The following is a 23,230-nucleotide window of genomic DNA, read 5'->3' as shown; positions in this document are numbered from 1 at the left end:
ATGGTTTACAATATTAATGAAATTCAGGAAATGCTTCCACACAGATATCCTTTTTTATTGGTAGACAGAATTACCAGTGTAAAAACAGGAGAATATGTGGAAGGTTTTCTTAATATTTCTATTACAAATGCTGTATTTCAGGGGCATTTTCCTGGCCATCCCATATATCCAGGTGTTTTAATAATTGAAGGTATGGCTCAAACCGGAGCAGTTTTGCCTTTTACTGTAATGGATAAAAAAGAGTTAAAAAACAAAGTTGTATATTTTATGAGTATAGATAATGCTAAATTCAGAAAACCGGTAAGACCAGGGGACAGATTGGAATACAGGGTTTCAACTGTTAAACAAAGAGGGAAAATCTGGATGCTTCACGGGGAAGCATATATAGATAATGAAATTGTAGCCGAAGCAGATTTAAAAGCTATGATAATGGATAAATAATGAATAATATAAAAGGCAAAATTGGTAAAAACTGTAAAATAGGAGAGGGTGCAATAATTGATGAATTTGTAGAAATAGGGGATAACTGTATAATAGACCCATATGCCGTAATTACGGGATATACAAAAATAGGAAATAATAATCATATATTTTCCCATGCAGTTATAGGAAGTATTCCTCAGGATTTAAAATATAACGGTGAAAAAACCTATCTTGTAATAGGTGATAATAATAAAATCCGTGAATTTACTTTAATAAATCCAGGGACCCAAGGCGGAGGCGGAGTGACAAAAATAGGTAATAACAACCTTTTAATGGGATATGTTCACGTGGCGCATGATGTAATAATAGGAGATAACTGTATTTTGGCAAATGCGGCAACTTTAGCCGGGCATGTGGTTTTAGAAAACAATGTTGTAATCGGGGGCATGACTCCGATTCACCAATTTGTAAAAATAGGAGAATTTGCCATGATAGCCGGTGCGAGCGCTTTAAGTCAGGATATTCCTCCTTATTGTTTAGCTGAGGGAAACAGGGCAAAACTAAGGGGTCTTAATATTACAGGGCTTAGGAGAAAGCTTGAGAACAGAAACGATATAGATGAACTTAAAAAAGCTTATAAAGAACTGTTTGAAAGCGGAAAATCGTTAAAAGATGTAGCAAAAAAAATACTGGAAAATAATCACAATAAATATGTAAAACATTTATGCGAGTTTGTATTAAATTCAAAAAGGGGAATACCGTATGTTAGAAAAGTGTAGTTTTTGTGGAAGTGTTGAGAGTGAAGATAACCCTCTTTTGGCAGCACCGGACAATAAGGCTTTTATTTGTAAAAACTGTGTAATAACCGCTTATGAAATTATAATGGGGGCCGAGGAAAAGCAGGATAAAAAAAATAAAAAAAGCGAGCAGATAAAATTATTAACTCCAAAAGAGATAAAATCCCATTTGGATGAATATGTAATTGGTCAGGAAAGAGCTAAAAAAATTGTTTCAGTTGCTGTTTATAACCATTATAAAAGAATACTTTACGGTGAGAATCAGGATGTAGAAATTCAAAAATCAAATATTTTGATGATAGGGCCTACAGGAAGCGGTAAAACATTAATAGCAAGAACTCTTGCAAAGCTTCTTGATGTTCCTTTGGCAATAGCAGATGCAACTTCTTTAACGGAAGCCGGGTATGTAGGTGAAGATGTTGAAAATGTTTTATTAAAATTAATTCAGGCTGCCGACTGGGATATTGAGAGGGCCCAAAGGGGTATTGTATTTATAGATGAAATTGATAAAATTTCAAGACTTTCTGAAAACCGCTCCATTACGAGGGATGTATCCGGAGAAGGTGTCCAGCAGGCGCTTTTAAAAATTATAGAAGGAAGTATAGTAAACGTTCCCCCTCAGGGTGGAAGAAAACATCCGAACCAGGAGTTTATACAAATAGACACAAGCAATATTTTATTTATATGTGGCGGTGCATTTGATGGACTGGGTGATATTATAGAAAAAAGGCTTGAAGGTTCAACCGTTGGATTTTTGGGAAATGCAAAAGCAAAAATGAAAAAAGATGATATTTATGCATTAGTTGAGCCAGAAGATTTAGTTAAATATGGTTTAATTCCAGAACTTATTGGAAGACTTCCGGTAATTGCAACATTAAGGGAACTTGATGAAGATGATTTAATTAGAGTTTTAACTGAACCAAAAGATGCACTAATTAAACAATATCAAGCTCTTTTTGCACTTGATAATGTTAAACTTACTTTTGAAGAAGACGCTTTAAGGGCAATTGCCAAAAAAGCCATTCAAAGAGGCACAGGAGCCAGAGGGCTCAGGGCAATTCTTGAAGAAGCAATGGTTGATGTTATGTTTAATTTGCCTGAATACAGGGGATATGAAATAATTATTACAAAAGATGTAATAGAAAAAAAGAATGAGCCTATTCTTATAAAAAGGAATAAAAATGCTAAATAAATTATTGGGGCTTTTCAGCAGTGATTTAGCAATTGATTTGGGTACTGCAAATACGCTTGTAAGCATTAAGGGAAAAGGTATAATTATCAACGAGCCGAGTGTTGTAGCCATTCAGGATGATAAACATAAAAGAAAGGTTTTGGCTGTAGGTCTCAAAGCAAAAGAAATGGTCGGAAAAACTCCTAAAAACATAGTGGCAATAAGACCTATGAAAGACGGGGTAATTGCCGATTTTACTGTAACTGAAGAGATGATAAGACATTTTATTCAAAAAGTTCACAACAGAAAAACCCTGATTCGTCCAAGAATTGTAATCTGCGTGCCTTTCGGATTAACCCAGGTTGAAAGAAAAGCCGTTAAAGAGTCTGCCATGAGTGCGGGGGCTAGGGAAGTTTATTTAATAGAAGAGCCGATGGCTGCTGCAATCGGGGCAGGGCTTCCTGTAAAAGAGCCTCAGGGAAGCATGGTAATTGATATAGGCGGCGGTACGACAGAAATAGGTGTGATATCTTTAGGCGGTTTGGTGGTAAGTAAATCAATCAGGGTCGCAGGAGATAAGTTTGATAAATCCATAGTTGATTATATAAATAAAAAATATAACCTGATTATAGGTGAAAGAACAGCGGAAGAAATTAAAAAAGCAATAGGAAGTGCCGTTAAACTTGAAGAGGAATTGACTTTGCAAATTCAGGGTAAAAACAGAATTTCCGGGCTTCTTGAGACTATTACAATTACAAGCGAAGATATCAGGGAAGCTCTTAAAGAGCCGGTAAAAGATATAGGTGAAGCTGTAAAAGAAGTTTTGGAAGATACCCCGGCTGATTTGGCAGGGGATATTGTAGAGAACGGTATTGTAATGACTGGAGGCGGAGCCCTTCTCAGAGGGATTGATTCATATATAAGCGATTTGGTTAACCTTCCTGTATATGTGGCAGAAGAGCCTCTTTTAGCCGTTGCAAAAGGTACCGGAAAAGTGCTTGATGAAATAGAACTTCTTTCAAGTATCAATGAGTAAAAAATTAATTTTAATTATAAGCTTATTATTAGCTTTTTTCTTTTCTTTTCTTTTTAAGGATTTTATAATTGAATCTTCTTTATATGTCGGGAACAGTGTTCTTTTTATAAAAAATAAAATTTATGAACAAATAAATGAGCATTTTAATCAGGCGGAAAAAATTAAAAATCTTGTTGAAAAAAATGAACTGCTGGTAAACAAAATAAATAATCTGGAAGCTAAAATTAACTCTTGCAGAGATTTAAAATATTTTAAATATATAAATAAACCCAATCTGACATTTGTTTATACCCTCTCTTATGCCTCAGTGCCTGATTTCAGTAAAATTTATTTAAATTATCATAAAAAATTAATTAAGCCTAAAGGATTGGTTTATAATAATTTGGTTTGCGGGGAGGTTATTAAAAACATAGGAAATTATTCACTGGCTATTCTTAATTCAAATGAAAAAACAAGATATACCGTTTATATAGGAAAAAATGAAATTCCAGGTATTTTTTACGGAAAAACAGATACATTAAAATATATTCCCAAATTTAAACATATAAATGTAGGGGATGAGGTTGTTACAAGCGGGCTTGACGGTATTTTTTACAAAGGTGCGAAAGTTGGTATAATAACTGAAATAATACAAAAGAAACTTTATCAGGAGGCAAAGGTAAAGCTTTTTTATAATGATTTACATCCGGAATTTTTTTATGTAATTGAAGGAGGTAACAATGGAAATTGAAAATACATTAAAAAAAATGGGCCTGGTGATTGAAAAATTGGCTGGGAAGGTTGATGAATTAGATAAGAGGGTTTCTAAATTGGAAGAAAAATCAGGAGACGTTGAAAAAAAGTTCTCAAGCAAGGATTTTCAGACTCAAACCCAAACTCAGACGAAACATTCTTCAAGCAGTTCCTTAAGTGGTTTTGGAAATAGTTTTTTGGGCTCCCTTACAGGTTCAATGGCCGGGATGGGACTTTATCATTTATTGTTTGATCATTCCGTTACCCCCGAAAATTTTGGAGAATCTCTTGGAATGGATACAAATGAGATAAATGAAACAACCGGTAATAATTTTGATTATATTGATGAAAGACTGGGTGAAATTGATAATAAACTTGATGAAATTGATCAAAAACTGGATGAAAATAATTCAGCTAACAGTGATGATATAATGGATAATGATTATTATGAAAGTTATGAAAATAATTTACCTGACAATGATTTTGACAGCGGATTTGACGATTTTGACGGAATTGATGATGTTTAAACTTCGCAGACTATTTCTCTAATTCCTTTTTTTTCTGTTATTTCCATGATTTTAATATCAGGAAAATTTATTTTTAAAAGTTCATTAATGTTTGAAGGTTTATTTACAGCTATAATTCTTGTAAGTTTGCCTCTGTAAGCCTTGGCAAAATGGCTAACTATTTTATTGTTTTTTATAAATTTAAAAGTAACTGCGTTTTTCGGTTTATATATTTTTTCATAAAATTTGGCTCTTAAATCTATAAATTCTTCATGTTTGTTTATTTCATCCAGAATAGGGGTAAATATTTCCTTATGCATTTTATAAATATCAAATCCCGGTTTTGCCCCCTGTTTAAGTGTATAAAAAGGTATTAAATCTTTTGCGCTAATTACTCCAAAAAGATTGGAAAAAATAAACAGATTGTCATCTATATAATTTTGAGATTCTTTATCCAGGGAAGGATAGTCTAAATGTTCAAACGCAACCCCTGAATATCTTAAAATCGCTTTTTTTGTAGGACGTGTAAAAACTGAAGATTTATCATCACCAAAATTTTTCGTATCTGTATTCTTTTGCAAAAACTCATCATACTTTTTAACAATTTCAACTCTTTTTTTATATATTTCAGGGAATATAAAAGAGTCTTTATTAATAGGAGAAAAATCTCTCCCCTTTGTTTTTCTTTCGCTCGGGGCTAATAAAATTTTCATAACTGAATTATGAATATTGAATTTTCTCTTTTTAATTTAAGTAGTGCATCACCCCTGTCCAATCCTTTTAACAAAGTTTTCAATTTATTTATTGAGTGTATTTCAACCCATTTTCCCGTTTTTACAGTTTTAACCGCAAGTATAATGTCGCCTTTTTGAACGCCCACCATTGAAGGATAAGAATTTGGATTGACATTGTCTACTTTTACTTCATTTTTTTCTTCTTTCAAAGTAAGGCCTTCAAGCAGTTTAATATTTTGAATTTTTTCTTTTTTTACTTTTAGAGCTTTTAATTTTGCCTTTAGTGTTATATATTTTCCGTTTCTGTATACGGTTAAAGTAATTTCGGCCCCCGCTCCTTTAAATGCTATTTTATTTCTAAGTTCGCCTGCATTTTTAACTTTTTCACCGTCAACAGCCACAATAATATCCCCAGGTTTTATTCCTGCTTTACTTGCAGCGGAATTTTTTTGAACCTTGTTTACAAGTACACCGTGGTCAATTCCGTACAGTTTTGCCTTGCTTGAATCTATATTGCTAATCATAACCCCAAGGTAGCCTCTTACTACTTTCCCTTTTTCAATAAGTGAAGTTGCTACAAATTTGACCATATTGCTTGGAATTGCAAAACCTATTCCGTTATTTCCGCCGCTTTTTGTAATTATTGCGGAATTTATCCCTATAAGCCTTCCTTTTAAATCCACGAGAGCTCCCCCGCTGTTTCCGGGATTTATGGCCGCATCGGTTTGAATGAAGTTTTCATAGGAATTTAGTCCAATCGAAGTTCTGTTTTTTGCGCTTATAATTCCGTGTGTTACACTCTCTCCGAGTCCGAAAGGTTCACCTATAGCCAAAACAACATCCCCCACTTTTACTTTGTTTGAATTTGTAAAAGTGATAGGATGTAAATTTTTTGCTTCTATTTTTATAACTGCAATATCTGTTGCCGGGTCGCTTCCTATAAGTTTTGCTGTATATTTTTTCCCATCAAATGTTTTTACTATAATTTTAGTCGCTCCCGATACAACATGGTTATTTGTAACAATATATCCGTTTTTGGAGATAATCACGCCGCTACCGAGTGCATATTCTTTCTGTTCTTTCGGAGTGTTTGGAACATTTCCGAACGGTCCGAAGAATCTTTTAAAAAACGGGTCGTTGAAAAATCTTCTGAACTGATCGGGAATTTTTATTTTTACTATTTTAGTGGTGGAAATGTTTACAACGCTAGGGATTACTTTTTTTACTACCGGTGAAAAGGACATAACCTGATTTTGATTAGGCGCAACTCTGTTTAATGTGGAATTGTCACTTTTTATATTGATATTTCCTGCCAACAGGGCAGCTGCTAAAAATGAGCTTAATATAATCTTTTTCATAACCTCTCCTTAAAAGTTTTTGTTTTCATAAGTATAAATCTTTTTTATTAAAAAGAGGTTAAAATATTAAATTTCTTAAACTTTTCTTAAAAATTAACATTCAATTTAACATTTAACATTCATCATTTAACATTTAATATTACCACCAGGCCAAAACCTCATCGAAATTATTATTTTCTTTTTTAAACATATTATATATATATCTTGCAAACAAATCTGTTTCTATATTTACCCTCCTATGAATTTTATATTCTCTAAATAGAGTGTTTTCAAAAGTATGGGGAATAATAGTCAGTCTAAACCTGTCAGAAAAAACATCATTTATTGTAAGGCTGACCCCGTCTATTGCAATAGAGCCTTTTTGGGCAATATATTTCATTATTTTAGGGTCTGTTTTTATTATTACATCATAAGAGTTTCTGTTTTTTTTAATTTCAAGTATTTCTCCAACTGCGTCAATATGCCCCTGAATCAGATGTCCGTCTATTTTGTCTCCAAAACGCAACGCCTCTTCTAAATGAACTTTTTTTCCGCTTTGGTAATTTTTAATTGCAACTATTTTTTGGGTTTCAGGAGAGAGTTCTACTTCAAATCCGTCACTAAAAATTTTGGTAACCGTAAGACATGCTCCGTTTACCGCTATTGAATCACCTGTTTGCGGTTGTAATTTTGAAATTATACTTAGTTTGTTATTGCTGAAATTTTTTATTTTTCCTATTTCTCTTATTACTCCGTTAAACATTAAAAATACTCCTCAATTAGCTTCATCGCTTCATTAAAATCAGTAACACTATTTATTTTACTTCTAAATTCGCTTGCTTTTTCTATTCCTTTTGAATATCCGTGCGCATGCTTTCTAAATAAAATAACGCCGTAATCTCTGTAAAAATTATGCATCTGTTTTAAATGTTCAATTATTACTTCTTTTTTCTGCTTAGGTGTAATATTACCGCTTTGTTTCATTTCAAGAAAAATCCAGGGTTTTCCGATAGCACCTCTTCCAATTGAGACGCCTTTTGCACCAGTGTATTCCAAAACATATTTGGCTTTTTTGAAATCGGTAATGTCTCCGTTTGCAATTACCGGGATATTTACGGCTTTCACCACTTTTTTGATTTCTTCATAATTACTTTTGCCTTTGTACATTTGTGTGATCGATCTTCCGTGAAGAGTTAAAAATTTAATTCCCAGATCTTCTAGCATTTTAGCCCTCTCTACCGCCACGCTTCTCTCAAATCCAAGCCTTATTTTGGCACTTACAGGTTTTTTGGAAGTATTGACAATTACTTTTATAATTTCTTTTAAAAATTCTTTATTTTCATCTTTTAGCAAAATTCCTCCAAATCCGCTTCTTCTGGCTTTTTTTACGGGGCATCCCAGGTTTATGTCAATTCCGTCAATTTCATCTATTTCATTAATAATTTCTACAGCTTTTCTTGCGTTTTCAGTGTTATTAGCGGCAATTTGTACAAAATAAGGGGTTTCAATTGGGGATTTTTGCATCATTTTTTTTGTTTTTTCATTATTATATACAAAAGCGTTTACATTTATCATTTCAGAAAATGTCAAATCACATCCGAATTTTTTAACGACGCTTCTGAATGGAAGGTCGGTATATCCTGCTAAAGGAGCCAAAAAAAATTTAGGATATTGCCTGAAGATATTCATCAACGTCTATTTTGACTCCGCATTCTTTTAATTTTAAAATATATTCAAAAATTTTAAGTGAATGCTCTTCAATAATTTCTTTTGCTTTTTCAATATGCTCATATTTTAATGCTAAATAAGCACTTCCGTAAACAAACGGAAATATTATTTCAAGTTCCTCATCAGGCGTTCTTGAGCCGTAAAGTGCTTTTGCTATTTTTATTTCTTCAAATTTAGAGAGTTTGGCAATTTCAAGCAGTTTTTTTAAATCTTTATCATTTATATGCGAAAGTATTATCTCTTTTGTTAGGGGATATTTATATTTTAAAATTTCTTCGATAGGGGCTTTTTGGGCAAAAATTTGAAAAGCTTCTTTTTTAAGTTCTTCATTTTTAAATTTTCTCAACACTTCTTTTGCATAGTTTCCATCTTTTTTGAGTCTGTTTTTTATATTTAAAATATACCACGGATTGTTTTCACTCAGTTTATATTTGCTGATTTCTATAACCTTGCCGTTTTTAAGTTTTTTCAAATCTTCTAAAAATTCAAATTTTTCACTAGGATTTGGTTCTATATTAAGCCCGTTGATGTTTTTTACAAAATTGTTGCAGTATTTAAGAACTTTGACTTCTTTTAAACTGTTTTTATAAAGAATTTTGTTTTTAATATTATTTATTATTATTTCTATATCTTTTTGTATGTTTTTTTTATAAAAGAAGGTTTGTAAATGTATAAAAACAAAAAAGAGAATGGATAAAATATAAAAAATTCCTAAAAACAGTGCTATCCATACGGCATTAGGCAAAGAGATATTAATTCCAAATATTGAAAAGACGGTAGATGAATTATCCTGTATATAAACAAAAAGAGTCATTAATGCAATAAAAATAAGACTGAAAACGGAATATTTTTTCATTTTTTGTTTTTTCCTTCTTTTTCAACTATTTCTCTACATATTATACAATATTTTGCATAAGGTTTTATTAAAAGTCTTTCTTTATTTATAGGTTCTTCGCACATTTCACATATTCCGTATGTGCCTTCTTCTATTTTTTTTAGGGCAATATTTATTTCTTCAAGTTCGTTTTTCAGTGTTAAATAAATTTGCTGTTTTCTTCCGCTGTCCATTGCACTTGTAGCCTCATCGCCTTCGTCGCATACATCATCACATGAAAGTTCTTTTATTTCGTTTGTAATGTCATCAAGAATTTTAATAATTTCTTTTTTTCTTTCAAGCAGTTTTTCTTTAAAAATATGATTGTTATTCATTGTCATTCTCTCTCCTTTTTATTTCTTAATTAAACTTGGCTTCTTAGCAACTCATAACTCACAACTCACCACCCCGCCGCTTTTCAAGCGGCCGGGCAAGCTCACAACTCACCATTTTCACTATTTATGATACGGATGATTGTTTTTTATACTGAGAGCTCTATAAATTTGTTCAAATAAAACAATTTTTGCTATTTTATGACTCATAGTTAAAGGACTCAGCGAAACATTAATCCCTTTTTTTTTGAATTCCTCGTCAAATCCCCACGCACCCCCTATAAAAAAGTTAATTTTCGGATATTCAAACATCTTTGAAAATTCAATTGAATCAATCAGTTTCCCTTCGGGTGTCAATATAATATTGAACCCCTCAGCTGTATATTTTTCAAAAATGTTTGAATATTCTCTTTTTGGATTATTTGTTTTGGAAAGATTTTTAGAATAGAGTGTTATATTTTTAACATCTGCAAAGGGGCGTGATTTTTTTATAAATTCTTCAATCTCTTTTTTATATTCTTCTTTTTTTTCAATCGAATAGACGTTAATTTGCATATATCACTTCCTATTACTTTTATGGCTGGAATTTTATCATAAATTTTTACTCCGCCTATAATTGCAACAGGATGATTTGAAAATTTTATAAGTTCTATTACTTTTTTTCCCAAAATATTTGATGTATCTTTTGTGGAAGTTTTTTTGTAAGCCCCAAGCCCTATATAATCAAGCGGCAGTTTATTGGTTTTAAGTATCTCTTTTTTATTGTGTGTGGAAAGACCAACAATTTTGGTTTTAAATTTGTTGTCTTGTAACTTGGAACTTGGAACTTGGCCACTAATATTCCCATTTTTTAAATTTAATATTACTTCTTTTTTTGATAGATTAAATCTTTTGCATAAATTTTCAAGGTCTTCCTGTCCTATGTGTATTCCGTCAGCATAAGGAAGAAGTTCTATTGCATCATTTATTATTAATGTTTTTTTCCACTGTTTTCTAATTTCACGGAGTCTGTTTAGTTTTTCTTCCAGAGAGGAATTTTTGTCTCTGTATTGTAAAAATTTTGCTTTGAGCCCTTTTGCCGTTTTGCAAAAATCTTTAATGGATAAATGATATTTTTGCAGCGTATCCCAGTCTAAGAGGGCATAAATCATTAACCGGCATTCTTTAGCGTATATTTTAATAAATCGGCAATACTCTGTTTTAATTTGTCTCTTTTTACAACCATATCTATTAACCCGTGCTCAAGTAAAAACTCCGCCCTTTGAAAGCCTTCCGGCAGATCTTCTCCGATTGTCTGTTTAATAACCCTAGGTCCTGCAAATCCAATCATTGCCCCGGGTTCTGCAATAATAAAATCGCCTAAAAATGCAAAACTTGCGCTTACTCCCCCGAAAGTCGGGTCTGTTAAAACAGAAATATACGGGAGATTATGTTCAGATAAACTTGCAAGTGCTGCGGATGTTTTAGCCATTTGCATAAGAGAAAATGTGCTCTCCTGCATTCTGGCGCCTCCGCTGGTGGATACAATAACCAAACCGCATTTTTTCTCAATGGCTCTCTTTACAGCCCTTACTATTTTTTCACCTTCAACGCTTCCCAGGCTTCCTCCCATAAAGTTAAAATCAAACACTACAAGCTGGGTTAAGATAGAATTAATTCTGCATTCTCCGCTTATTACAGAAGAATAGTTTTGTGTTTTTTTGTAATTTTCTTCTATTCTTTTTTTGTAGCTTTTTTTATCCACAAAATTTAGAGGGTCGTTCGGTTTTAAGTTTTTATCAAATTCAGTAAAAGTATCTTCATCGGCAAGTAATTTTATTCTGTCGTTTGCGCTCATTCTGAAATGATATCCGCATTTTGGACATGTGTTGTTTTGTTTTTGAACTTCTTTGTAAAAACTTATTGCGCCACAGGCGGGGCATTTTATCCAGTTGTTAGAGGTGTCTTCTTTTTTAGGCTGAGGTTTTTTAAATTTTTTCAAAAAATTACTGAATCCCATTTTATTCCTTTATTACCCTTAGAATTTCTTCCAAATCATTTTTTTTAGGTGCCATTATTATCAAACTCTCCTCAAAATACCAGAAATATTCGCTGTTATAAAATTTTGCGGCGGCAATATCGAATTCCCTTATTTCCCCTTTGTATATTACTGCTTTTGAAAATTCTCCGTAACACAGGGATAAACTGAGTGCACCAGGTGCTCTGAATTTTAAATTATGTTTATTTAATTTTGCGACAATTTCCGGATTTTTGTATGCCTTTTCAAATAAAACGACATCGTGTCTGTAATTTGACTGAAACGGTTTTCTAAATAAATTTTCAAATCTTTTGCCGTTTTTGTCTTTAACAAAATAATCACCGTTACTTAAATTTACAATAACAGCTGCTTCATCTTCAAGATAAACACTGCTTCCAAAATAGGGGATATGGTTTGAGACATTGTAACTTCCGTCAATCGGGTCAATTATAATTCTTTTATCTTTCCCGTTGTCTATAAACCCTCTTTCCTCTGAAAAAATATTTCCATAGTGGCTTAATGCCTTTATAAACATTTCTTCTGCCAAAAGGTCTATTTTTAAACTTCTGTCCCCTCCGTATCCTATTCCTTTGGCTTCAAAAATACCTTCTTCTTCGTGAAGGGCCCTTATGATTTTTAAACTTGCGCATAAAGTAGCATCGATAAAACTCATTTTTTACCTTTAACTAAACTCGGCCATTCAATAGAATTAAAATTTTCATCATATACGCTTGGTGTGCCTTTTGCCTGAAGTTCAATTGCCGCTCTTTTTGATTTTTCAAGCTCGCTGTAACATTTGTTGAGTTCTGTTTTTGAAGGTTTATAATTTTTCCATTCATTTCCGCCAAGCAAAGTTTCTTTAAATCTTTTTTGTCTTTCTTTATTTGTTCTTCCTGCTAAAATATAACAGCTCATTGCCCTTGCGTCTTTATGAAACGGCAAAGGGAACAAAATTACATGAACTCTGTAATTTTTTGCCAGGTTATTTTTTGTTTTCTGTTCCATCATTCTGCAAAACGGACACTCAGGGTCTGTAACAACATACAAATCTTTTTTACCTTTTCCGAAACTGAAAGAGATTCCCTCATTTACTATTTTTTTATTTACCGGAAAATTTGCGCTTAATGTGCTTCCGTTTTTATTGTTTAATATTCTTCCTATAACAGTATATTTTTTATCGGCTGTTATATAAATGTTTCCGGCTCCTCTTTTTGTTTGAATGTTTATTATATAAAATCCGTCTTTTTTTACACCTCTGACTTTGATAAGGCCTTTTTTAATATCCTGAGCGAGTCTTGGATATAAAATACTTGATTTTAAAACGGAATTTAATTCTTTTTGAGGTAACAGTTTATCGCTTGCAAATAGACTTATTGTTACACTTAAACTTAAAAATACTTTTTTCATTAATTCTCCTTGAGCTTTTTTAATATTTTTTCAACTTTTTGTTTTGGATTTTTATCCTGATAAACAGGTCTTCCCACAACTATAAAATTAACTTTATTTTCTTTTGCCGCTTTTATATCAGCAACTCTTTTTTGGTCTCCTGCATCTTCTCCAAACGGTCTTATTCCAGGCGTAAGTGTAATAAAATTATTTGAAGTGATGTTTTTAATTTCCTTGCTTTCCCAAACACTGCATACAACTCCATCAAGCCCGGAATGAAAAACTGTTTTTGCGAATTCTTTGGCTTTAATATCGATATCGTTTCCGTATATTTTTTTAAATTCATCGTTTGAAAAACTGGTCAGTGCCGTTACCGCCAAAACTAACGGTCTTTTTTCGAATTTAGAAATTCTTTTCATTACTTCTTTCATTGCTTTTTCACCTGCACTTGCATGAATATTGAACATATCAATTCCAAGTTTTGTGATTTCTTCTGCTGCATCAGCCATTGTATTTGGAATATCATACAATTTTAAATCTAAAAAAATATTATAGCCTAAGTTTTTTAATTTAAATATAAATTCGTTTCCGTCTCTTATATAGCTTCTAAAACCGACTTTAAGCCAAATATCATTTGCATATTCGCCAATTTCTTTAGCTAATTTTAAATTTTCTTCTTTACTCGATAAATCTAAAGCAATACAGAGTTTCATTTTATTTATCCACCTTAGGAAGGGTAATTCCTTTTTGCCCGTGATATTTTCCTTTTTTATCGGCGTAGCTGATTTCACACATTTCATCATCAGCACTATGAAAAATTAACTGTGCAATTCCCTCATTTGCATAAATTTTTGCCGGAAGAGGTGTGGTGTTGCTTATTTCTATAGTAATATGCCCTTCCCATTCAGGTTCAATCGGTGTTACATTTACAATAATCCCACATCTTGCATAAGTTGATTTTCCAACACATACTGCAAGTACGTCTCTTGGCATTTTAAAATATTCCACACTCCTGCAAAGTGCAAATGAATTTGGAGGAATAATGCAATCGCCTTTAATATTAACTACATTGTTTTCATCAAAATTTTTAGGGTCAACTATAGTGGAATTTATATTTGTAAAAACCATAAATTCATCGCTTACTCTTATATCATATCCGTATGAAGAAACTCCGTAGCTTATAGTGTTTGTGCGAACCTGTTTTTCTTCAAAAGGATTTATCATGCCAAATTCTTTGGCCATTGTCCTAATCCATTTATCAGATTTTACACCCATTGGCATCCTTTTTTGAATATTTAAAATTATATCAAATTTATGATATCATTTTAAAAAGGATTAAGGAGTTAATATTATGGATATTAAAACATTAAAAGAAATTGTAAAAATATTTGATAATTCAAAAGCCAATGTTTTGGAACTTGAAAATGAAAAATTTAGGATTTTTCTTGATAAATCTGTAAAAGCCGCTCCTGCCCAGACACCGGCACCGGCATTGGCTTTGGAAGAAACTCCTAAGGCTGTTCAAAAAGTAGAAGCAAAACCTAAGTGTGAAGTGGAAGGGGAGCTTATTACTTCTCCGATGGTCGGGACTTTTTATCAGGCTCCAAGCCCGGATTCCCCTCCTTATGTAAGAGTGGGCGATAAAATAAAAAAGGGAGATACGCTTTGCATTATAGAAGCTATGAAAATAATGAATGAATTGGAAGCCGAATTTGATTGTGAAATACTCGATATTTTAGTGGAAGACGGCCAACCTGTTGAATTTGACACTCCCCTTTTTAAGGTTAAAAAATTATGAAAAGAATTTTAATAGCAAACAGAGGGGAAATTGCCTTAAGGGCTATCAGGGCTATACATAAATTAAAAAAAGAAGCTGTCTCAATTTATTCTACGGCCGATAGAGATGCAGTTTATCTTAATTTTGCCGACGGGGGCGTTTGTGTGGGTGGTCCAAGAAGCAATGAGAGTTATTTAAACATACCCTCTATAATAAGTGCGGCAGAAATTACCGAATGTGACGCAATTTTCCCCGGATACGGATTTTTGAGTGAAAACCAGACGTTTGTAGAAATATGCAAAGCCCATAATGTTGCTTTTATAGGTCCGAGTCTTGAAGTTATGGAGCTTATGGCCGATAAATCAAAAGCCAAAGAAGTTATGAAAAAATCCGGTGTTCCCGTAATTCCTGGCAGTGCCGGGGCTGTAAAAGATGTTGAAGCTGCTAAAAAAGCGGCTGCTGAAATAGGATATCCTGTTATTCTCAAAGCGGCAAGTGGCGGAGGCGGAAGAGGAATGAGGGTTGTTGAAAATGAAAGTTATATAGAAAATGCTTTTTTGGCAGCTTCAAGTGAAGCCCAGAGTGCTTTTGGAGACCCAACTATTTATATGGAAAAATATATTGAAAAACCGCGCCATGTTGAAGTTCAGATTTTAGGCGACAAACACGGAAATGTTATTCATTTGGGTGAGCGGGACTGTTCTCTTCAAAGAAGACACCAAAAACTTATAGAAGAATCCCCGGCAGTTATTTTAGATGAAAAAACCAGGAATAAATTACATGAAACGGCTGTAAAAGCCGCTAAAGCTATAGGATATTATTCAGCCGGAACAATTGAATTTTTAGTAGATAAAAATTTAAATTTTTATTTTATGGAAATGAATACAAGGCTTCAGGTAGAACATCCGGTAAGTGAAATGGTAAGCGGAATTGATCTGGTTGAATGGATGATAAGAGTAGAAGAAGGTGAAAAAATACCTGAACAAAAAGATATAAATATAAAAGGGCATTCCCTTGAATGCAGAATTTTGGCCGAAGATCCTGATAAATTTATTCCAAATCCCGGAAAAATTCAAAAGCTTTATATCCCGGGAGGAAAAGATGTAAGGGTTGATACACATATATATGCAGGTTATATTATTCCACAATATTATGACAGTTTAATTGCAAAAGTAATTGTTTTGGGAAAAGACAGAAATGAAGCAATTGAAATTATGAAAGAGGCTCTGAGGGAATTTCAAATAAGCGGTATAAAAACTACAATACCTTTTCATTTAAAAATGCTTGAAAATGAAGATTTTCTAAATAATAACTATGATACTAAATATTTAGAAACTAAGGGACTTGTTTAAAATCAACAAGTTTTCCTTTCAAGTCCCCGATTTTTAATACATTTTTTACAATTCCTTTTAAAGTGACCCAGTTTTTTTGGTTTATAAGTAAATATAAAATTCCTTTATCCCCTGAAAAAACTTTATTATATAAATTTGCTTTTATACAAACGCCTTTACTCCCAAAAATATTTTGTTTACAAAAATTTACATCAACCCTTCCGTCACGCTTTCTTGCCCCTAACGCATAAAATGTATAAATTTTATTTTTGTCTTTGAGATATAACGGCAAATTAAAATAAAGGCTTAAAATATCCTGAGGCGCATAATAATCGAATTTTTCCTTTCCGTCAAATTTGTTATTAAAGTATTTTATCCTTGTAATTGTTTTCTTTTTATGGTCAAACAGATATATTCTTTTATATTCTTTATCCCCCCTTTTTCTGTATGTGATATATTCAAAAGGAATCAGTTTATTATTTTTAATTATTCCTATGCTTGTGTATTTTTGTATCATATGATGCGAAAGTACGGCTGCGAGCCCTTTTGTTTTTACTATTGTCTGAATTTTATAGTTTGTTTGATTCTTTTCAAAAAAACCCTGGGCTGCTGCAATTGTACCGAACCAGCCGTATTTTGCCTCGTATGTGGCAGTTAGTGTTTTAGAGTATAATGAAAAGAATAAAAAACATAGTAAAATATATTTCATAATTTGCCTTTTTTAGAAATTATATCAAAGGAAGAAATTGAAAATAGTATTTTTAGATGCATTAACTCTTGGGAGTGTAGATTTTGAAAGGTTTAAAGAATTCGGTGAGGTTGAAATTTATCAGACTACAGATAAAGATGAAACAATAGATAGGATTAAAAATGCTGATATAGTTGTAACTAATAAAGTTGTAATCGATAAAAGTGTTTTAGATAATGCAAAAAGATTAAAATTTATTCAAATTGCGGCAACGGGTATGAATAATGTAGATTTAGAATATGCCAAAGCTAAGGGGATAATTGTAAAGAATGTAGCGGGATATTCCACAAATGCGGTTGTTCAGCATACATTTTCCATGGTTTTGGCTTCAATAAACAAAATTTGTTATTTTGATAAATATGTAAGGAAAGAATATCCAAATTCAAAAATATTTACTCATATTCAAAACTGGTTTGAAATAAAAGGAAAAAAATGGGGAATCATAGGACTTGGTGAAATAGGAAAAAATGTTGCAAGAGCGGCTGAATGTTTCGGGGCCAAGGTTGTGTATTATTCAACAAGCGGGAAAAACAGTTCAAAAGAATTTAAAAGAGTTGGACTTGAAGAGCTTCTTAAAACTTCAGGAATAATAACAATCCATGCGCCTTTAAATAAAAATACCAAAAATCTTTTAAATTATGAAAAACTTTCGCTCATGCAAGAAGGAAGTATTTTAGTAAATGTGGGAAGAGGTGGAATAATAAATGAAGATGATTTGGTAAAAATTTTAAAAGAAAAAAATATTTTTGTCGGTCTGGATGTATTTGAAAAAGAACCTGTAAATATTGATAATCCGCTTTTAAAAAATAAAAAAGTTTTATTAACCCCGCATATGGCCTGGAGCAGCATTGAAGCGAGGGAAAAATTGATGGAAGGAATTTATAAAAATATAGAAAAATTTATAAAAAGCGGGGATTAAGCCGTTTTTTCTATGTGTACATCCATTTGAGGATACGGGATATTAATGCCTTTTTCATCAAATGTTTGTTTTATCGTTTCGAGCAGTTCGCTTCTTACCCCCCAATAATCGTCACTCTTAACCCAAGGTCTTACATTAAAGTTAACACTGCTATCAGCCAATTCTGCAAGAGCCACTGTCGGTTTCGGTTCTTTTAATATTTTAGGATTAGAATTTAAAATTTCTTCTAGTGTAGATTTAGTCAGTTTTAAATCATCTTCATATCCCACGCCTATCACCAAATCAATTCTTCTGATTTTTTCTCTTGAATAATTTATTATATTATTTCCGATTATATTGTTGTTAGGAATTATAATTACTCTGTTATCCCCTGTTTTCATAATAGTGTTGAAAATACCTATTTCATCAACAACGCCAGAAGTTCCGGCCGCTTCAACAAAATCCCCGATTTTAAACGGCCTAAGGAATAAAATCAATACTCCCGCACCGAAATTTGATATATTATCTTTAAGTGCCATACCTACAGCTAAACCTGCACCCGCAATTATTGCTGCAAACGAGGTGGTATCAACCCCTAATGTTCCAAGAGCCGTAATAATTACTAAAATAAGCAGACCGATATATGTTAAATTTCCTAAAAATTTTACCAGTGTAATATCTACTTTTGATTTTTCCAGAAGTTTTTTCACAATATTTGTAATAATTTTCGCAATCCATTTACCGATGATATAAATGGCAATGGCTCCGATGATTTTGATTCCCCACTGCATTGTCAAATTAATATATTTATCCATTTTATCTCCTTTTTAGGATTTAATAGCATTTTAACAAATTTAAATGATATTTAAATGACAAAATTTATTTGTCAAATTTTTCCCAGTGATTTTGGATTATCATTTTTTGAAGAAGTTTCACATATTCATCTCTTTTTTGGGAATATAATTCCATTGTAGTTGCAGCTATGAGACCGGTAAATTTTTTATTTTTTAATTTATAAAAATATCTTACATTTCTAAATTCTTTATAAGCCGGGTTTCTGTTTAGATTCAGCATATAGGCTTTTATGGAATCTTCGATGCTTGGAAAAATTTTTAATGAATAGTTTATATCAATGCTACTATATCTGTCTTTTGGAGAAAGGCCATTATTAGAATATTCCCAGTGTCCAAAGAGGTTGTTAGCTAACTTAACAAATCTGCTTTTTCCCCATCCGCTTTCTATTGCAGCCTGGGCCAGGGCGAGTGAAGGGGGTATTGTGTCTATTTTTTTTAAAAATTCATCTCTGTTCAGTATATTTTTTATTTTGTATTTTTTGGCCTTTTTAGCCAAAAAAGCAATTTTTTCCGGTTTTAATAAAAAGGCCGGGTCGTTAAATATTTTTATAATTTTTTTTCTTAAATTTAATATATTTTTGTTTTCTGTTTGAATTAAAGGCAGCATTATTTCCACAAATGCTTTTTTTTGTTCGTTAATATTTCTGATATTATAATACCAGTCCGGGAAAGCTGCGTTTAAAACAGTGAAAAGTGAAAAATTAAAAATTAAAAGTGAAATAATTTTTTTCATTGTACTCCTAAAAAAGTGTTGGTTCTAATGCTTTTAATTTATAGCTGATTCTGTGAATATCGCTAAATCCGAATTTTTTAATTTCTTCAATATGCTCCTTCGTTATATATCCTTTATGTTTGGCGAAATTATATTCGGGATATTTACCGGCAATTTTTATCATATATCTGTCTCTGCTTACTTTTGCCAAAATACTTGCTGCGCCTATTTCTTTAATTTTCAAATCCCCTTTTATTATAGTTTCTATTTGTTTAACACCAAAATTACTGTTTCCGTCAAACAGGTATTTGTCCGCTTTAATTTTTTCTTTTATTACTTTTAATGCAAAATTGATGGCAAAAGAAAGCCCTTTTTTATCTATTGTTTTATTGTCAATCCATACAATATGATAGATACTGGTTTCTTTTATTATTTCAAATAGTTCATCTCTTTTTTTAGAGGTTAATTTTTTTGAATCTGTTAACTCTTTATACCATTTTTCACTTTTTACTTTACATTTTTCACTTATTAAGCATCCAGCCACAACTAAAGGCCCTGCAATAGGTCCGCGTCCAGCCTCGTCTATTCCGCAAATCTCCATTGCCAAAACGGCTTTACCTCCACTTCAAAATTTTTATGTTTTATTTCAAGTTCGTTTGAAATTGTAATGATTTCAATTTTTTTTACATCATTTACTTTATTGAGTTTTTCCAAAATTGTGTTTTCATCTGCAAACGGCATTACAAGTATTCCCATCTCTTTTTGAGGCAAATAAAAATTAAGGGTATCTTTATAATAAATTTCTTTTTCATTTAATTCAAGAAAAACCATATTTTCAAATTTATGAAAAAAATTTTTTTTATTAGTTAAAATATTTCTGAAGGCAAAATTATAAGCAAAAAATTTTTTAGGAGATTTCGGTGCCTTATATTTTTCAACTTCATAAATAACCCTGTTTTTAATTAATTCGTTTGTTGTTTTATAAAAACTGTCTTTACTTATTTTTATTCTTTTTTTTAAAATCTGAAATATTTGATAAAGAGTCAGTTTTTCTCCGATATGGGCAAAAAAGAATTTTAAAATTTCTTTATTAAAAGGCAGTAGGTCAAACACATCTTTTAAATATTCTTCTTTAAAATAATCTTCCACAAAAGCGTTTTTTGCAAAATTTCCGTGTTTTAAAAATTTATCAAATGTGTTTGTTGGGGAATTTGATTTTTCGAAAGCGAAAAATTCTTCAAAATCAAGCGGTTTTAATTCTATTTTTTTAAAATTTTCAATTTCAATATTTTCAGAGCTTGTTATAAAAACTGTTTTATTAGCAGGGATTTTCACAGAAAAATCGAAATTTTCAAAAATAATTAAATCAGATGTTAATTCAAAGTTTTTTTCCCTGTAATCAGAAAAATCATAATATTCCCAGCTGCCTTTAAATTTTTTTAAAAAATTAAAAATTAAAAATGTTTTTCCCACCCCTTTAGGGCCGGTAATTAATGTATTTTCATAATTTAATTTTATTTTTCTGTCATATATTTTTTTGGGAAACATAAAAACCTTTTTGCTTAATTATAGCATAATTAAAAATCCAGCCATTGCTATCAGGCTTTCGTATAAATAAAGATTTTCCCCGTATAAAATTCCTGATATGACACTTCCTAAAAATGCGGCAAACCCGTAACCGATTCCTGCATAAAACTGCTGGGCAAGTGTTTTGTTTTTATAAATTCCAAAAAGATACAACATGGCAGATGTATGGAATATAGCAAAAGAAAAAGCATGAAGCAGCTGCGAAAGAGCTATTAACATTATATTGCCGGCAAACAAATATAGCATCAGCCATCTAATTGATGTTAAAAATATTGAAATTTTAATCCAAAAGAGAGGGGAGTGTTTTTTGATAAATTTATGTTGAATTAGAAAAATTAAAATTTCAGCAATTACCCCTATAGCCCAAAGCCACCCGTTTATCTCTTTTGAAATGTTATGATTTAAATTATAAATTGTAAAAAAGTTATAAAATCCCCCGAAACTAATCTGCATTAATATTAAAGCAAACCAGAATTTCCATGCAATAAAAAAATTTATCGGTTTGTTTTCTTTTTTTACATATTTGTCTTCCAAAAAATATAAAGCTGTAATATTGGTAAATATCATCAAAATAATAAAAATATAAATGAAATTTATTTTAAAATATGAAAATATAATCCCAAACAGCATAAATCCCAGACTTCCATACACTCTCGCTCTGCCGTAATTTTCTTTTAATTTTTCAACTGCAATTGTTTCAATATAAGGAAATATTATACTAAAGCATGCCCCTATCAGAAAAAAAGCGAAAGAAATTAAATAAAAATTTTTATTGATAAGTAAAAATGAAGCAAATATTGAAAATGTAAGCGCCGATAAAAATATTTTTTTATTTATTGTAAGTTTAAAAAACAAAAAAGGAGTTAAAAATCTGGCAATTGGAAGCATGGAAAAAAGAATTCCTATTTGAGCCGGTGTAAAATAAGCTGAATACATTTTTGGCATAAAAATTACATAATCACCGATTAATGCAAAAAAGAGGAAATAATATAAACTAAGGGCTATAAATTCTCTAAGCACGCTTTTATTGCTTTTTTATATCTGTTTTTATCAAACTCTGGATATGTAAAATTTCTTACTTTTTTACAAAAAGTGCTTGCCGGCCACCATGGGTCATTTATATATCTCGGCATTATGTGAAAATGGAGGTGGGGAACCATATTTCCGAATTCAGCAATATTTATTTTATCAGGATTAAGCAGTTTTATCATTGTTTTTTCAATATTTTTGACAGACTGCATTATTTGTATTATTTCTTTATCTTCCAAATCGCTGAATTCTTTTATATGTTTTTGTGTAATGATTCTAATGTAGCCAGGAATTTCATTAATCAAAATAACCCTAAAAAGGGTATTCTGAAAAATTATATTTTCATTTTCCGGATTACACAAAGGGCAGTTCACTAATTTCCTCTGCTGCCGGGTTTAACCGGTTTGCTTCCTGTTTTGCACATTGGGCAGTTTTCCGGTTCATAAACTTCAAAATCAAAGTCTTCTAAAGCAAAAAAAGGTTTGTTTTGGGGTAATTTACATTCCGGTTTTCTCTCGGTTTTTCCATTAACCCTTTTACAAACGCCTCTGTTGGCAATTGCCCCAAATCCTACTACCCTGCCGCCTCTTTTTTCAATTTCTCTTGCCGCTTCCATTGCGGATCCGCCGGTTGTAATAATGTCTTCACAGATTAATACTTTCTCATTTTCCTTTACTTCAAATCCTCTTCTTAAAGTCATTTTACCGTTAACTCTTTCGGTAAAAATAAATCTGACATCAAGAGCCCTTGCCAGTTCGTATCCGGCAAGCAGCCCCCCGATAGCCGGAGAACATACAGTATCTACTTTAACTCCGGCTTCAATTATTTTTTTTGCAAGTTCTTTTGCCAAAGTCTCGGCAACTTCTGGATATTCCAAAACTCTCGCGCTTTGAAGGTAATATTCGCTGTGTTTTCCGCTGCTTAAAAGAAAATGGCCTTTTAATAAAGCGGCGTGTTTTTCATAAATATCTTTTACATTCATTTTTTTATTTCCCATTTTCCATTAAATTATACTTTCATTACTTCATCAATTTTTTTATTTACTGTTTCATCAACTTTATTAACAAAACTATCGGTTATTTCCTGAACTTTATCGAGTCCTTTTCTTTCTTCATCTTCTGTTATTTCTTTGTCTTTAAACATTTTTTTGATTTTATCATTGGCTTCGCGTCTTACGTTTCTAATAGCGATTTTTGCTTTTTCTGCAAACTCTTTTGCTTT

31 protein-coding genes (1 of these 31 running past the window's edge) are annotated in these 23,230 nt (G+C 31.7%); 9 read left to right on the top strand and 22 right to left on the bottom strand.

Going from position 1 to position 23,230, the window contains the following annotated elements; translation table 11 throughout:
* From fabZ to DZ67_RS0103805, 6 genes are read left to right on the top strand one after another with little or no spacing between them, the layout of a single operon-like run.
* The gene (fabZ, locus tag DZ67_RS0103830; RefSeq protein ID WP_024787345.1) at positions 1-441 is read left to right on the top strand and encodes a 3-hydroxyacyl-ACP dehydratase FabZ; all 441 of its coding nucleotides are present in this window, start codon (positions 1-3) and stop codon (positions 439-441) included.
* Entirely contained in the window at positions 441-1,202 is a 762-nt protein-coding gene (gene lpxA / locus DZ67_RS0103825) for an acyl-ACP--UDP-N-acetylglucosamine O-acyltransferase (RefSeq protein ID WP_024787344.1), read from the top strand. The genes fabZ and lpxA overlap by 1 nt, the downstream gene beginning before the upstream one ends.
* Positions 1,186-2,412, top strand: a complete 1,227-nt coding sequence (clpX, locus tag DZ67_RS0103820) for an ATP-dependent Clp protease ATP-binding subunit ClpX (RefSeq protein WP_024787343.1) — start codon at positions 1,186-1,188, stop codon at positions 2,410-2,412. The genes lpxA and clpX overlap by 17 nt, the downstream gene beginning before the upstream one ends.
* Positions 2,402-3,427 carry a rod shape-determining protein gene (locus DZ67_RS0103815; RefSeq protein ID WP_024787342.1) on the top strand — a complete coding sequence of 342 codons (1,026 nt, stop codon included), beginning with the start codon at positions 2,402-2,404 and terminating at the stop codon, positions 3,425-3,427. The genes clpX and DZ67_RS0103815 overlap by 11 nt, the downstream gene beginning before the upstream one ends.
* Positions 3,420-4,157, top strand: coding sequence for a rod shape-determining protein MreC (mreC, locus tag DZ67_RS0103810; RefSeq protein WP_024790736.1), 738 nt, complete (start codon positions 3,420-3,422; stop codon positions 4,155-4,157). The genes DZ67_RS0103815 and mreC overlap by 8 nt, the downstream gene beginning before the upstream one ends.
* Positions 4,147-4,686: a hypothetical protein gene (locus DZ67_RS0103805; protein ID WP_024787339.1), complete on the top strand. Its 540-nt coding sequence runs from the start codon at positions 4,147-4,149 to the stop codon at positions 4,684-4,686. The genes mreC and DZ67_RS0103805 overlap by 11 nt, the downstream gene beginning before the upstream one ends.
* Here the strand turns inward: DZ67_RS0103805 and DZ67_RS0103800 are convergent.
* The 13 genes from DZ67_RS0103800 to dcd form a co-directional block, all read right to left on the bottom strand.
* On the bottom strand, positions 4,683-5,378 hold the full coding sequence (locus DZ67_RS0103800; RefSeq protein WP_024787338.1) for a YaaA family protein: 696 nt from the start codon (positions 5,376-5,378) through the stop codon (positions 4,683-4,685). The genes DZ67_RS0103805 and DZ67_RS0103800 overlap by 4 nt on opposite strands.
* Positions 5,375-6,757 (bottom strand): Do family serine endopeptidase, encoded by a 1,383-nt coding sequence (locus DZ67_RS0103795; protein WP_024791771.1) that lies wholly within the window; start codon positions 6,755-6,757, stop codon positions 5,375-5,377. Before DZ67_RS0103795 ends, DZ67_RS0103800 begins: the two co-directional genes overlap by 4 nt.
* A gap of 139 nt (positions 6,758-6,896) precedes the next feature.
* Positions 6,897-7,499: a riboflavin synthase gene (gene ribE / locus DZ67_RS0103790; protein ID WP_024787336.1), complete on the bottom strand. Its 603-nt coding sequence runs from the start codon at positions 7,497-7,499 to the stop codon at positions 6,897-6,899.
* A complete protein-coding gene (locus tag DZ67_RS0103785; RefSeq protein WP_024787335.1) occupies positions 7,499-8,425 on the bottom strand; it encodes a tRNA dihydrouridine synthase in 927 nt (308 codons plus the stop codon). Before DZ67_RS0103785 ends, ribE begins: the two co-directional genes overlap by 1 nt.
* The gene (locus DZ67_RS0103780) at positions 8,400-9,320 is read right to left on the bottom strand and encodes a hypothetical protein (RefSeq protein WP_024787334.1); all 921 of its coding nucleotides are present in this window, start codon (positions 9,318-9,320) and stop codon (positions 8,400-8,402) included. Before DZ67_RS0103780 ends, DZ67_RS0103785 begins: the two co-directional genes overlap by 26 nt.
* A complete protein-coding gene (dksA, locus tag DZ67_RS0103775; protein WP_024787333.1) occupies positions 9,317-9,679 on the bottom strand; it encodes an RNA polymerase-binding protein DksA in 363 nt (120 codons plus the stop codon). Before dksA ends, DZ67_RS0103780 begins: the two co-directional genes overlap by 4 nt.
* A gap of 114 nt (positions 9,680-9,793) precedes the next feature.
* The gene (locus DZ67_RS0103770) at positions 9,794-10,225 is read right to left on the bottom strand and encodes a 23S rRNA (pseudouridine(1915)-N(3))-methyltransferase RlmH (protein ID WP_024787332.1); all 432 of its coding nucleotides are present in this window, start codon (positions 10,223-10,225) and stop codon (positions 9,794-9,796) included.
* Positions 10,159-10,821, bottom strand: coding sequence for a thiamine phosphate synthase (locus DZ67_RS0103765; RefSeq protein WP_024787331.1), 663 nt, complete (start codon positions 10,819-10,821; stop codon positions 10,159-10,161). The genes DZ67_RS0103770 and DZ67_RS0103765 overlap by 67 nt, the downstream gene beginning before the upstream one ends.
* On the bottom strand, positions 10,821-11,669 hold the full coding sequence (gene accD, locus DZ67_RS0103760) for an acetyl-CoA carboxylase, carboxyltransferase subunit beta (protein WP_024787330.1): 849 nt from the start codon (positions 11,667-11,669) through the stop codon (positions 10,821-10,823). The genes DZ67_RS0103765 and accD overlap by 1 nt, the downstream gene beginning before the upstream one ends.
* 1 nt (position 11,670) lies before the next feature.
* On the bottom strand, positions 11,671-12,360 hold the full coding sequence (locus DZ67_RS0103755; protein ID WP_024787329.1) for a suhb: 690 nt from the start codon (positions 12,358-12,360) through the stop codon (positions 11,671-11,673).
* Positions 12,357-13,094 carry a thioredoxin fold domain-containing protein gene (locus DZ67_RS0103750; protein WP_024790735.1) on the bottom strand — a complete coding sequence of 246 codons (738 nt, stop codon included), beginning with the start codon at positions 13,092-13,094 and terminating at the stop codon, positions 12,357-12,359. The genes DZ67_RS0103755 and DZ67_RS0103750 overlap by 4 nt, the downstream gene beginning before the upstream one ends.
* The gene (gene pyrF / locus DZ67_RS0103745) at positions 13,094-13,786 is read right to left on the bottom strand and encodes an orotidine-5'-phosphate decarboxylase (RefSeq protein ID WP_024787327.1); all 693 of its coding nucleotides are present in this window, start codon (positions 13,784-13,786) and stop codon (positions 13,094-13,096) included. The genes DZ67_RS0103750 and pyrF overlap by 1 nt, the downstream gene beginning before the upstream one ends.
* 1 nt (position 13,787) lies before the next feature.
* Positions 13,788-14,348 (bottom strand): dCTP deaminase, encoded by a 561-nt coding sequence (dcd, locus tag DZ67_RS0103740; RefSeq protein ID WP_024787326.1) that lies wholly within the window; start codon positions 14,346-14,348, stop codon positions 13,788-13,790.
* Between the two features lie 76 nt (positions 14,349-14,424).
* Here dcd and accB point away from each other — a divergent pair, with 76 nt between their 5' ends.
* Both accB and DZ67_RS0103730 read left to right on the top strand, forming a co-directional pair.
* Positions 14,425-14,871 (top strand): acetyl-CoA carboxylase biotin carboxyl carrier protein, encoded by a 447-nt coding sequence (gene accB / locus DZ67_RS0103735; RefSeq protein ID WP_024787325.1) that lies wholly within the window; start codon positions 14,425-14,427, stop codon positions 14,869-14,871.
* Complete coding sequence (locus DZ67_RS0103730; RefSeq protein ID WP_024787324.1) at positions 14,868-16,202, top strand: acetyl-CoA carboxylase biotin carboxylase subunit; 1,335 nt, start codon at positions 14,868-14,870, stop codon at positions 16,200-16,202. The genes accB and DZ67_RS0103730 overlap by 4 nt, the downstream gene beginning before the upstream one ends.
* Here DZ67_RS0103730 and DZ67_RS0103725 read toward each other — a convergent pair.
* Positions 16,186-16,890, bottom strand: a complete 705-nt coding sequence (locus DZ67_RS0103725; RefSeq protein ID WP_024787323.1) for a DUF3108 domain-containing protein — start codon at positions 16,888-16,890, stop codon at positions 16,186-16,188. The genes DZ67_RS0103730 and DZ67_RS0103725 overlap by 17 nt on opposite strands.
* 37 nt (positions 16,891-16,927) lie before the next feature.
* On the opposite strand from DZ67_RS0103725, the gene DZ67_RS0103720 reads away from it, so the two are divergent.
* Complete coding sequence (locus DZ67_RS0103720; RefSeq protein WP_024787322.1) at positions 16,928-17,848, top strand: D-2-hydroxyacid dehydrogenase; 921 nt, start codon at positions 16,928-16,930, stop codon at positions 17,846-17,848.
* On the opposite strand, the gene DZ67_RS0103715 is transcribed toward DZ67_RS0103720, so the two are convergent.
* The 8 genes from DZ67_RS0103715 to frr form a co-directional block, all read right to left on the bottom strand.
* Positions 17,845-18,642 (bottom strand): mechanosensitive ion channel family protein, encoded by a 798-nt coding sequence (locus tag DZ67_RS0103715; RefSeq protein ID WP_024787321.1) that lies wholly within the window; start codon positions 18,640-18,642, stop codon positions 17,845-17,847. The two genes, DZ67_RS0103720 and DZ67_RS0103715, sit on opposite strands and share 4 nt — an antisense overlap.
* A gap of 64 nt (positions 18,643-18,706) precedes the next feature.
* Positions 18,707-19,414, bottom strand: coding sequence for a glucosaminidase domain-containing protein (locus DZ67_RS0103710; RefSeq protein WP_024787320.1), 708 nt, complete (start codon positions 19,412-19,414; stop codon positions 18,707-18,709).
* Between the two features lie 7 nt (positions 19,415-19,421).
* Positions 19,422-19,994, bottom strand: a complete 573-nt coding sequence (locus DZ67_RS0103705; protein ID WP_024787319.1) for a ribonuclease HII — start codon at positions 19,992-19,994, stop codon at positions 19,422-19,424.
* Positions 19,976-20,941: an ATP-binding protein gene (locus DZ67_RS0103700; protein ID WP_024790734.1), complete on the bottom strand. Its 966-nt coding sequence runs from the start codon at positions 20,939-20,941 to the stop codon at positions 19,976-19,978. Before DZ67_RS0103700 ends, DZ67_RS0103705 begins: the two co-directional genes overlap by 19 nt.
* An 18-nt stretch (positions 20,942-20,959) precedes the next feature.
* Complete coding sequence (locus DZ67_RS0103695; protein WP_024787318.1) at positions 20,960-22,000, bottom strand: MFS transporter; 1,041 nt, start codon at positions 21,998-22,000, stop codon at positions 20,960-20,962.
* Complete coding sequence (locus DZ67_RS0103690) at positions 21,982-22,383, bottom strand: HIT family protein (RefSeq protein ID WP_024787317.1); 402 nt, start codon at positions 22,381-22,383, stop codon at positions 21,982-21,984. Before DZ67_RS0103690 ends, DZ67_RS0103695 begins: the two co-directional genes overlap by 19 nt.
* Positions 22,383-22,991: an orotate phosphoribosyltransferase gene (gene pyrE / locus DZ67_RS0103685; RefSeq protein ID WP_024787316.1), complete on the bottom strand. Its 609-nt coding sequence runs from the start codon at positions 22,989-22,991 to the stop codon at positions 22,383-22,385. The genes DZ67_RS0103690 and pyrE overlap by 1 nt, the downstream gene beginning before the upstream one ends.
* A gap of 26 nt (positions 22,992-23,017) precedes the next feature.
* Positions 23,018-23,230 carry the 3' portion of a ribosome recycling factor gene (gene frr, locus DZ67_RS0103680; protein ID WP_035907071.1) on the bottom strand. 342 nt of this gene lie beyond the right edge of the window, so only the last 213 of its 555 coding nucleotides appear in the window; its start codon lies off the right edge, out of view; its stop codon occupies positions 23,018-23,020.

It is taken from the genome of Lebetimonas sp. JS138, assembly GCF_000523335.1.
In the GTDB taxonomy this organism is placed as follows: Bacteria; Campylobacterota; Campylobacteria; order Campylobacterales; family Nautiliaceae; genus Lebetimonas.
This window is presented reverse-complemented; position numbering and strand designations above follow the sequence as displayed.

Coding starts and splice junctions, on each gene's coding strand:
- fabZ (WP_024787345.1), top strand. CDS start 1: ATGGTTTACAATATTAATGAAATTCAGGAAATGCTTCCACACAGATAT.
- lpxA (WP_024787344.1), top strand. CDS start 441: ATGAATAATATAAAAGGCAAAATTGGTAAAAACTGTAAAATAGGAGAG.
- clpX (WP_024787343.1), top strand. CDS start 1,186: ATGTTAGAAAAGTGTAGTTTTTGTGGAAGTGTTGAGAGTGAAGATAAC.
- DZ67_RS0103815 (WP_024787342.1), top strand. CDS start 2,402: ATGCTAAATAAATTATTGGGGCTTTTCAGCAGTGATTTAGCAATTGAT.
- mreC (WP_024790736.1), top strand. CDS start 3,420: ATGAGTAAAAAATTAATTTTAATTATAAGCTTATTATTAGCTTTTTTC.
- DZ67_RS0103805 (WP_024787339.1), top strand. CDS start 4,147: ATGGAAATTGAAAATACATTAAAAAAAATGGGCCTGGTGATTGAAAAA.
- DZ67_RS0103800 (WP_024787338.1), bottom strand. CDS start 5,378: ATGAAAATTTTATTAGCCCCGAGCGAAAGAAAAACAAAGGGGAGAGAT.
- DZ67_RS0103795 (WP_024791771.1), bottom strand. CDS start 6,757: ATGAAAAAGATTATATTAAGCTCATTTTTAGCAGCTGCCCTGTTGGCA.
- ribE (WP_024787336.1), bottom strand. CDS start 7,499: ATGTTTAACGGAGTAATAAGAGAAATAGGAAAAATAAAAAATTTCAGC.
- DZ67_RS0103785 (WP_024787335.1), bottom strand. CDS start 8,425: ATGAATATCTTCAGGCAATATCCTAAATTTTTTTTGGCTCCTTTAGCA.
- DZ67_RS0103780 (WP_024787334.1), bottom strand. CDS start 9,320: ATGAAAAAATATTCCGTTTTCAGTCTTATTTTTATTGCATTAATGACT.
- dksA (WP_024787333.1), bottom strand. CDS start 9,679: ATGACAATGAATAACAATCATATTTTTAAAGAAAAACTGCTTGAAAGA.
- DZ67_RS0103770 (WP_024787332.1), bottom strand. CDS start 10,225: ATGCAAATTAACGTCTATTCGATTGAAAAAAAAGAAGAATATAAAAAA.
- DZ67_RS0103765 (WP_024787331.1), bottom strand. CDS start 10,821: ATGATTTATGCCCTCTTAGACTGGGATACGCTGCAAAAATATCATTTA.
- accD (WP_024787330.1), bottom strand. CDS start 11,669: ATGGGATTCAGTAATTTTTTGAAAAAATTTAAAAAACCTCAGCCTAAA.
- DZ67_RS0103755 (WP_024787329.1), bottom strand. CDS start 12,360: ATGAGTTTTATCGATGCTACTTTATGCGCAAGTTTAAAAATCATAAGG.
- DZ67_RS0103750 (WP_024790735.1), bottom strand. CDS start 13,094: ATGAAAAAAGTATTTTTAAGTTTAAGTGTAACAATAAGTCTATTTGCA.
- pyrF (WP_024787327.1), bottom strand. CDS start 13,786: ATGAAACTCTGTATTGCTTTAGATTTATCGAGTAAAGAAGAAAATTTA.
- dcd (WP_024787326.1), bottom strand. CDS start 14,348: ATGGGTGTAAAATCTGATAAATGGATTAGGACAATGGCCAAAGAATTT.
- accB (WP_024787325.1), top strand. CDS start 14,425: ATGGATATTAAAACATTAAAAGAAATTGTAAAAATATTTGATAATTCA.
- DZ67_RS0103730 (WP_024787324.1), top strand. CDS start 14,868: ATGAAAAGAATTTTAATAGCAAACAGAGGGGAAATTGCCTTAAGGGCT.
- DZ67_RS0103725 (WP_024787323.1), bottom strand. CDS start 16,890: ATGAAATATATTTTACTATGTTTTTTATTCTTTTCATTATACTCTAAA.
- DZ67_RS0103715 (WP_024787321.1), bottom strand. CDS start 18,642: ATGGATAAATATATTAATTTGACAATGCAGTGGGGAATCAAAATCATC.
- DZ67_RS0103710 (WP_024787320.1), bottom strand. CDS start 19,414: ATGAAAAAAATTATTTCACTTTTAATTTTTAATTTTTCACTTTTCACT.
- DZ67_RS0103705 (WP_024787319.1), bottom strand. CDS start 19,994: ATGGAGATTTGCGGAATAGACGAGGCTGGACGCGGACCTATTGCAGGG.
- DZ67_RS0103700 (WP_024790734.1), bottom strand. CDS start 20,941: ATGTTTCCCAAAAAAATATATGACAGAAAAATAAAATTAAATTATGAA.
- pyrE (WP_024787316.1), bottom strand. CDS start 22,991: ATGAATGTAAAAGATATTTATGAAAAACACGCCGCTTTATTAAAAGGC.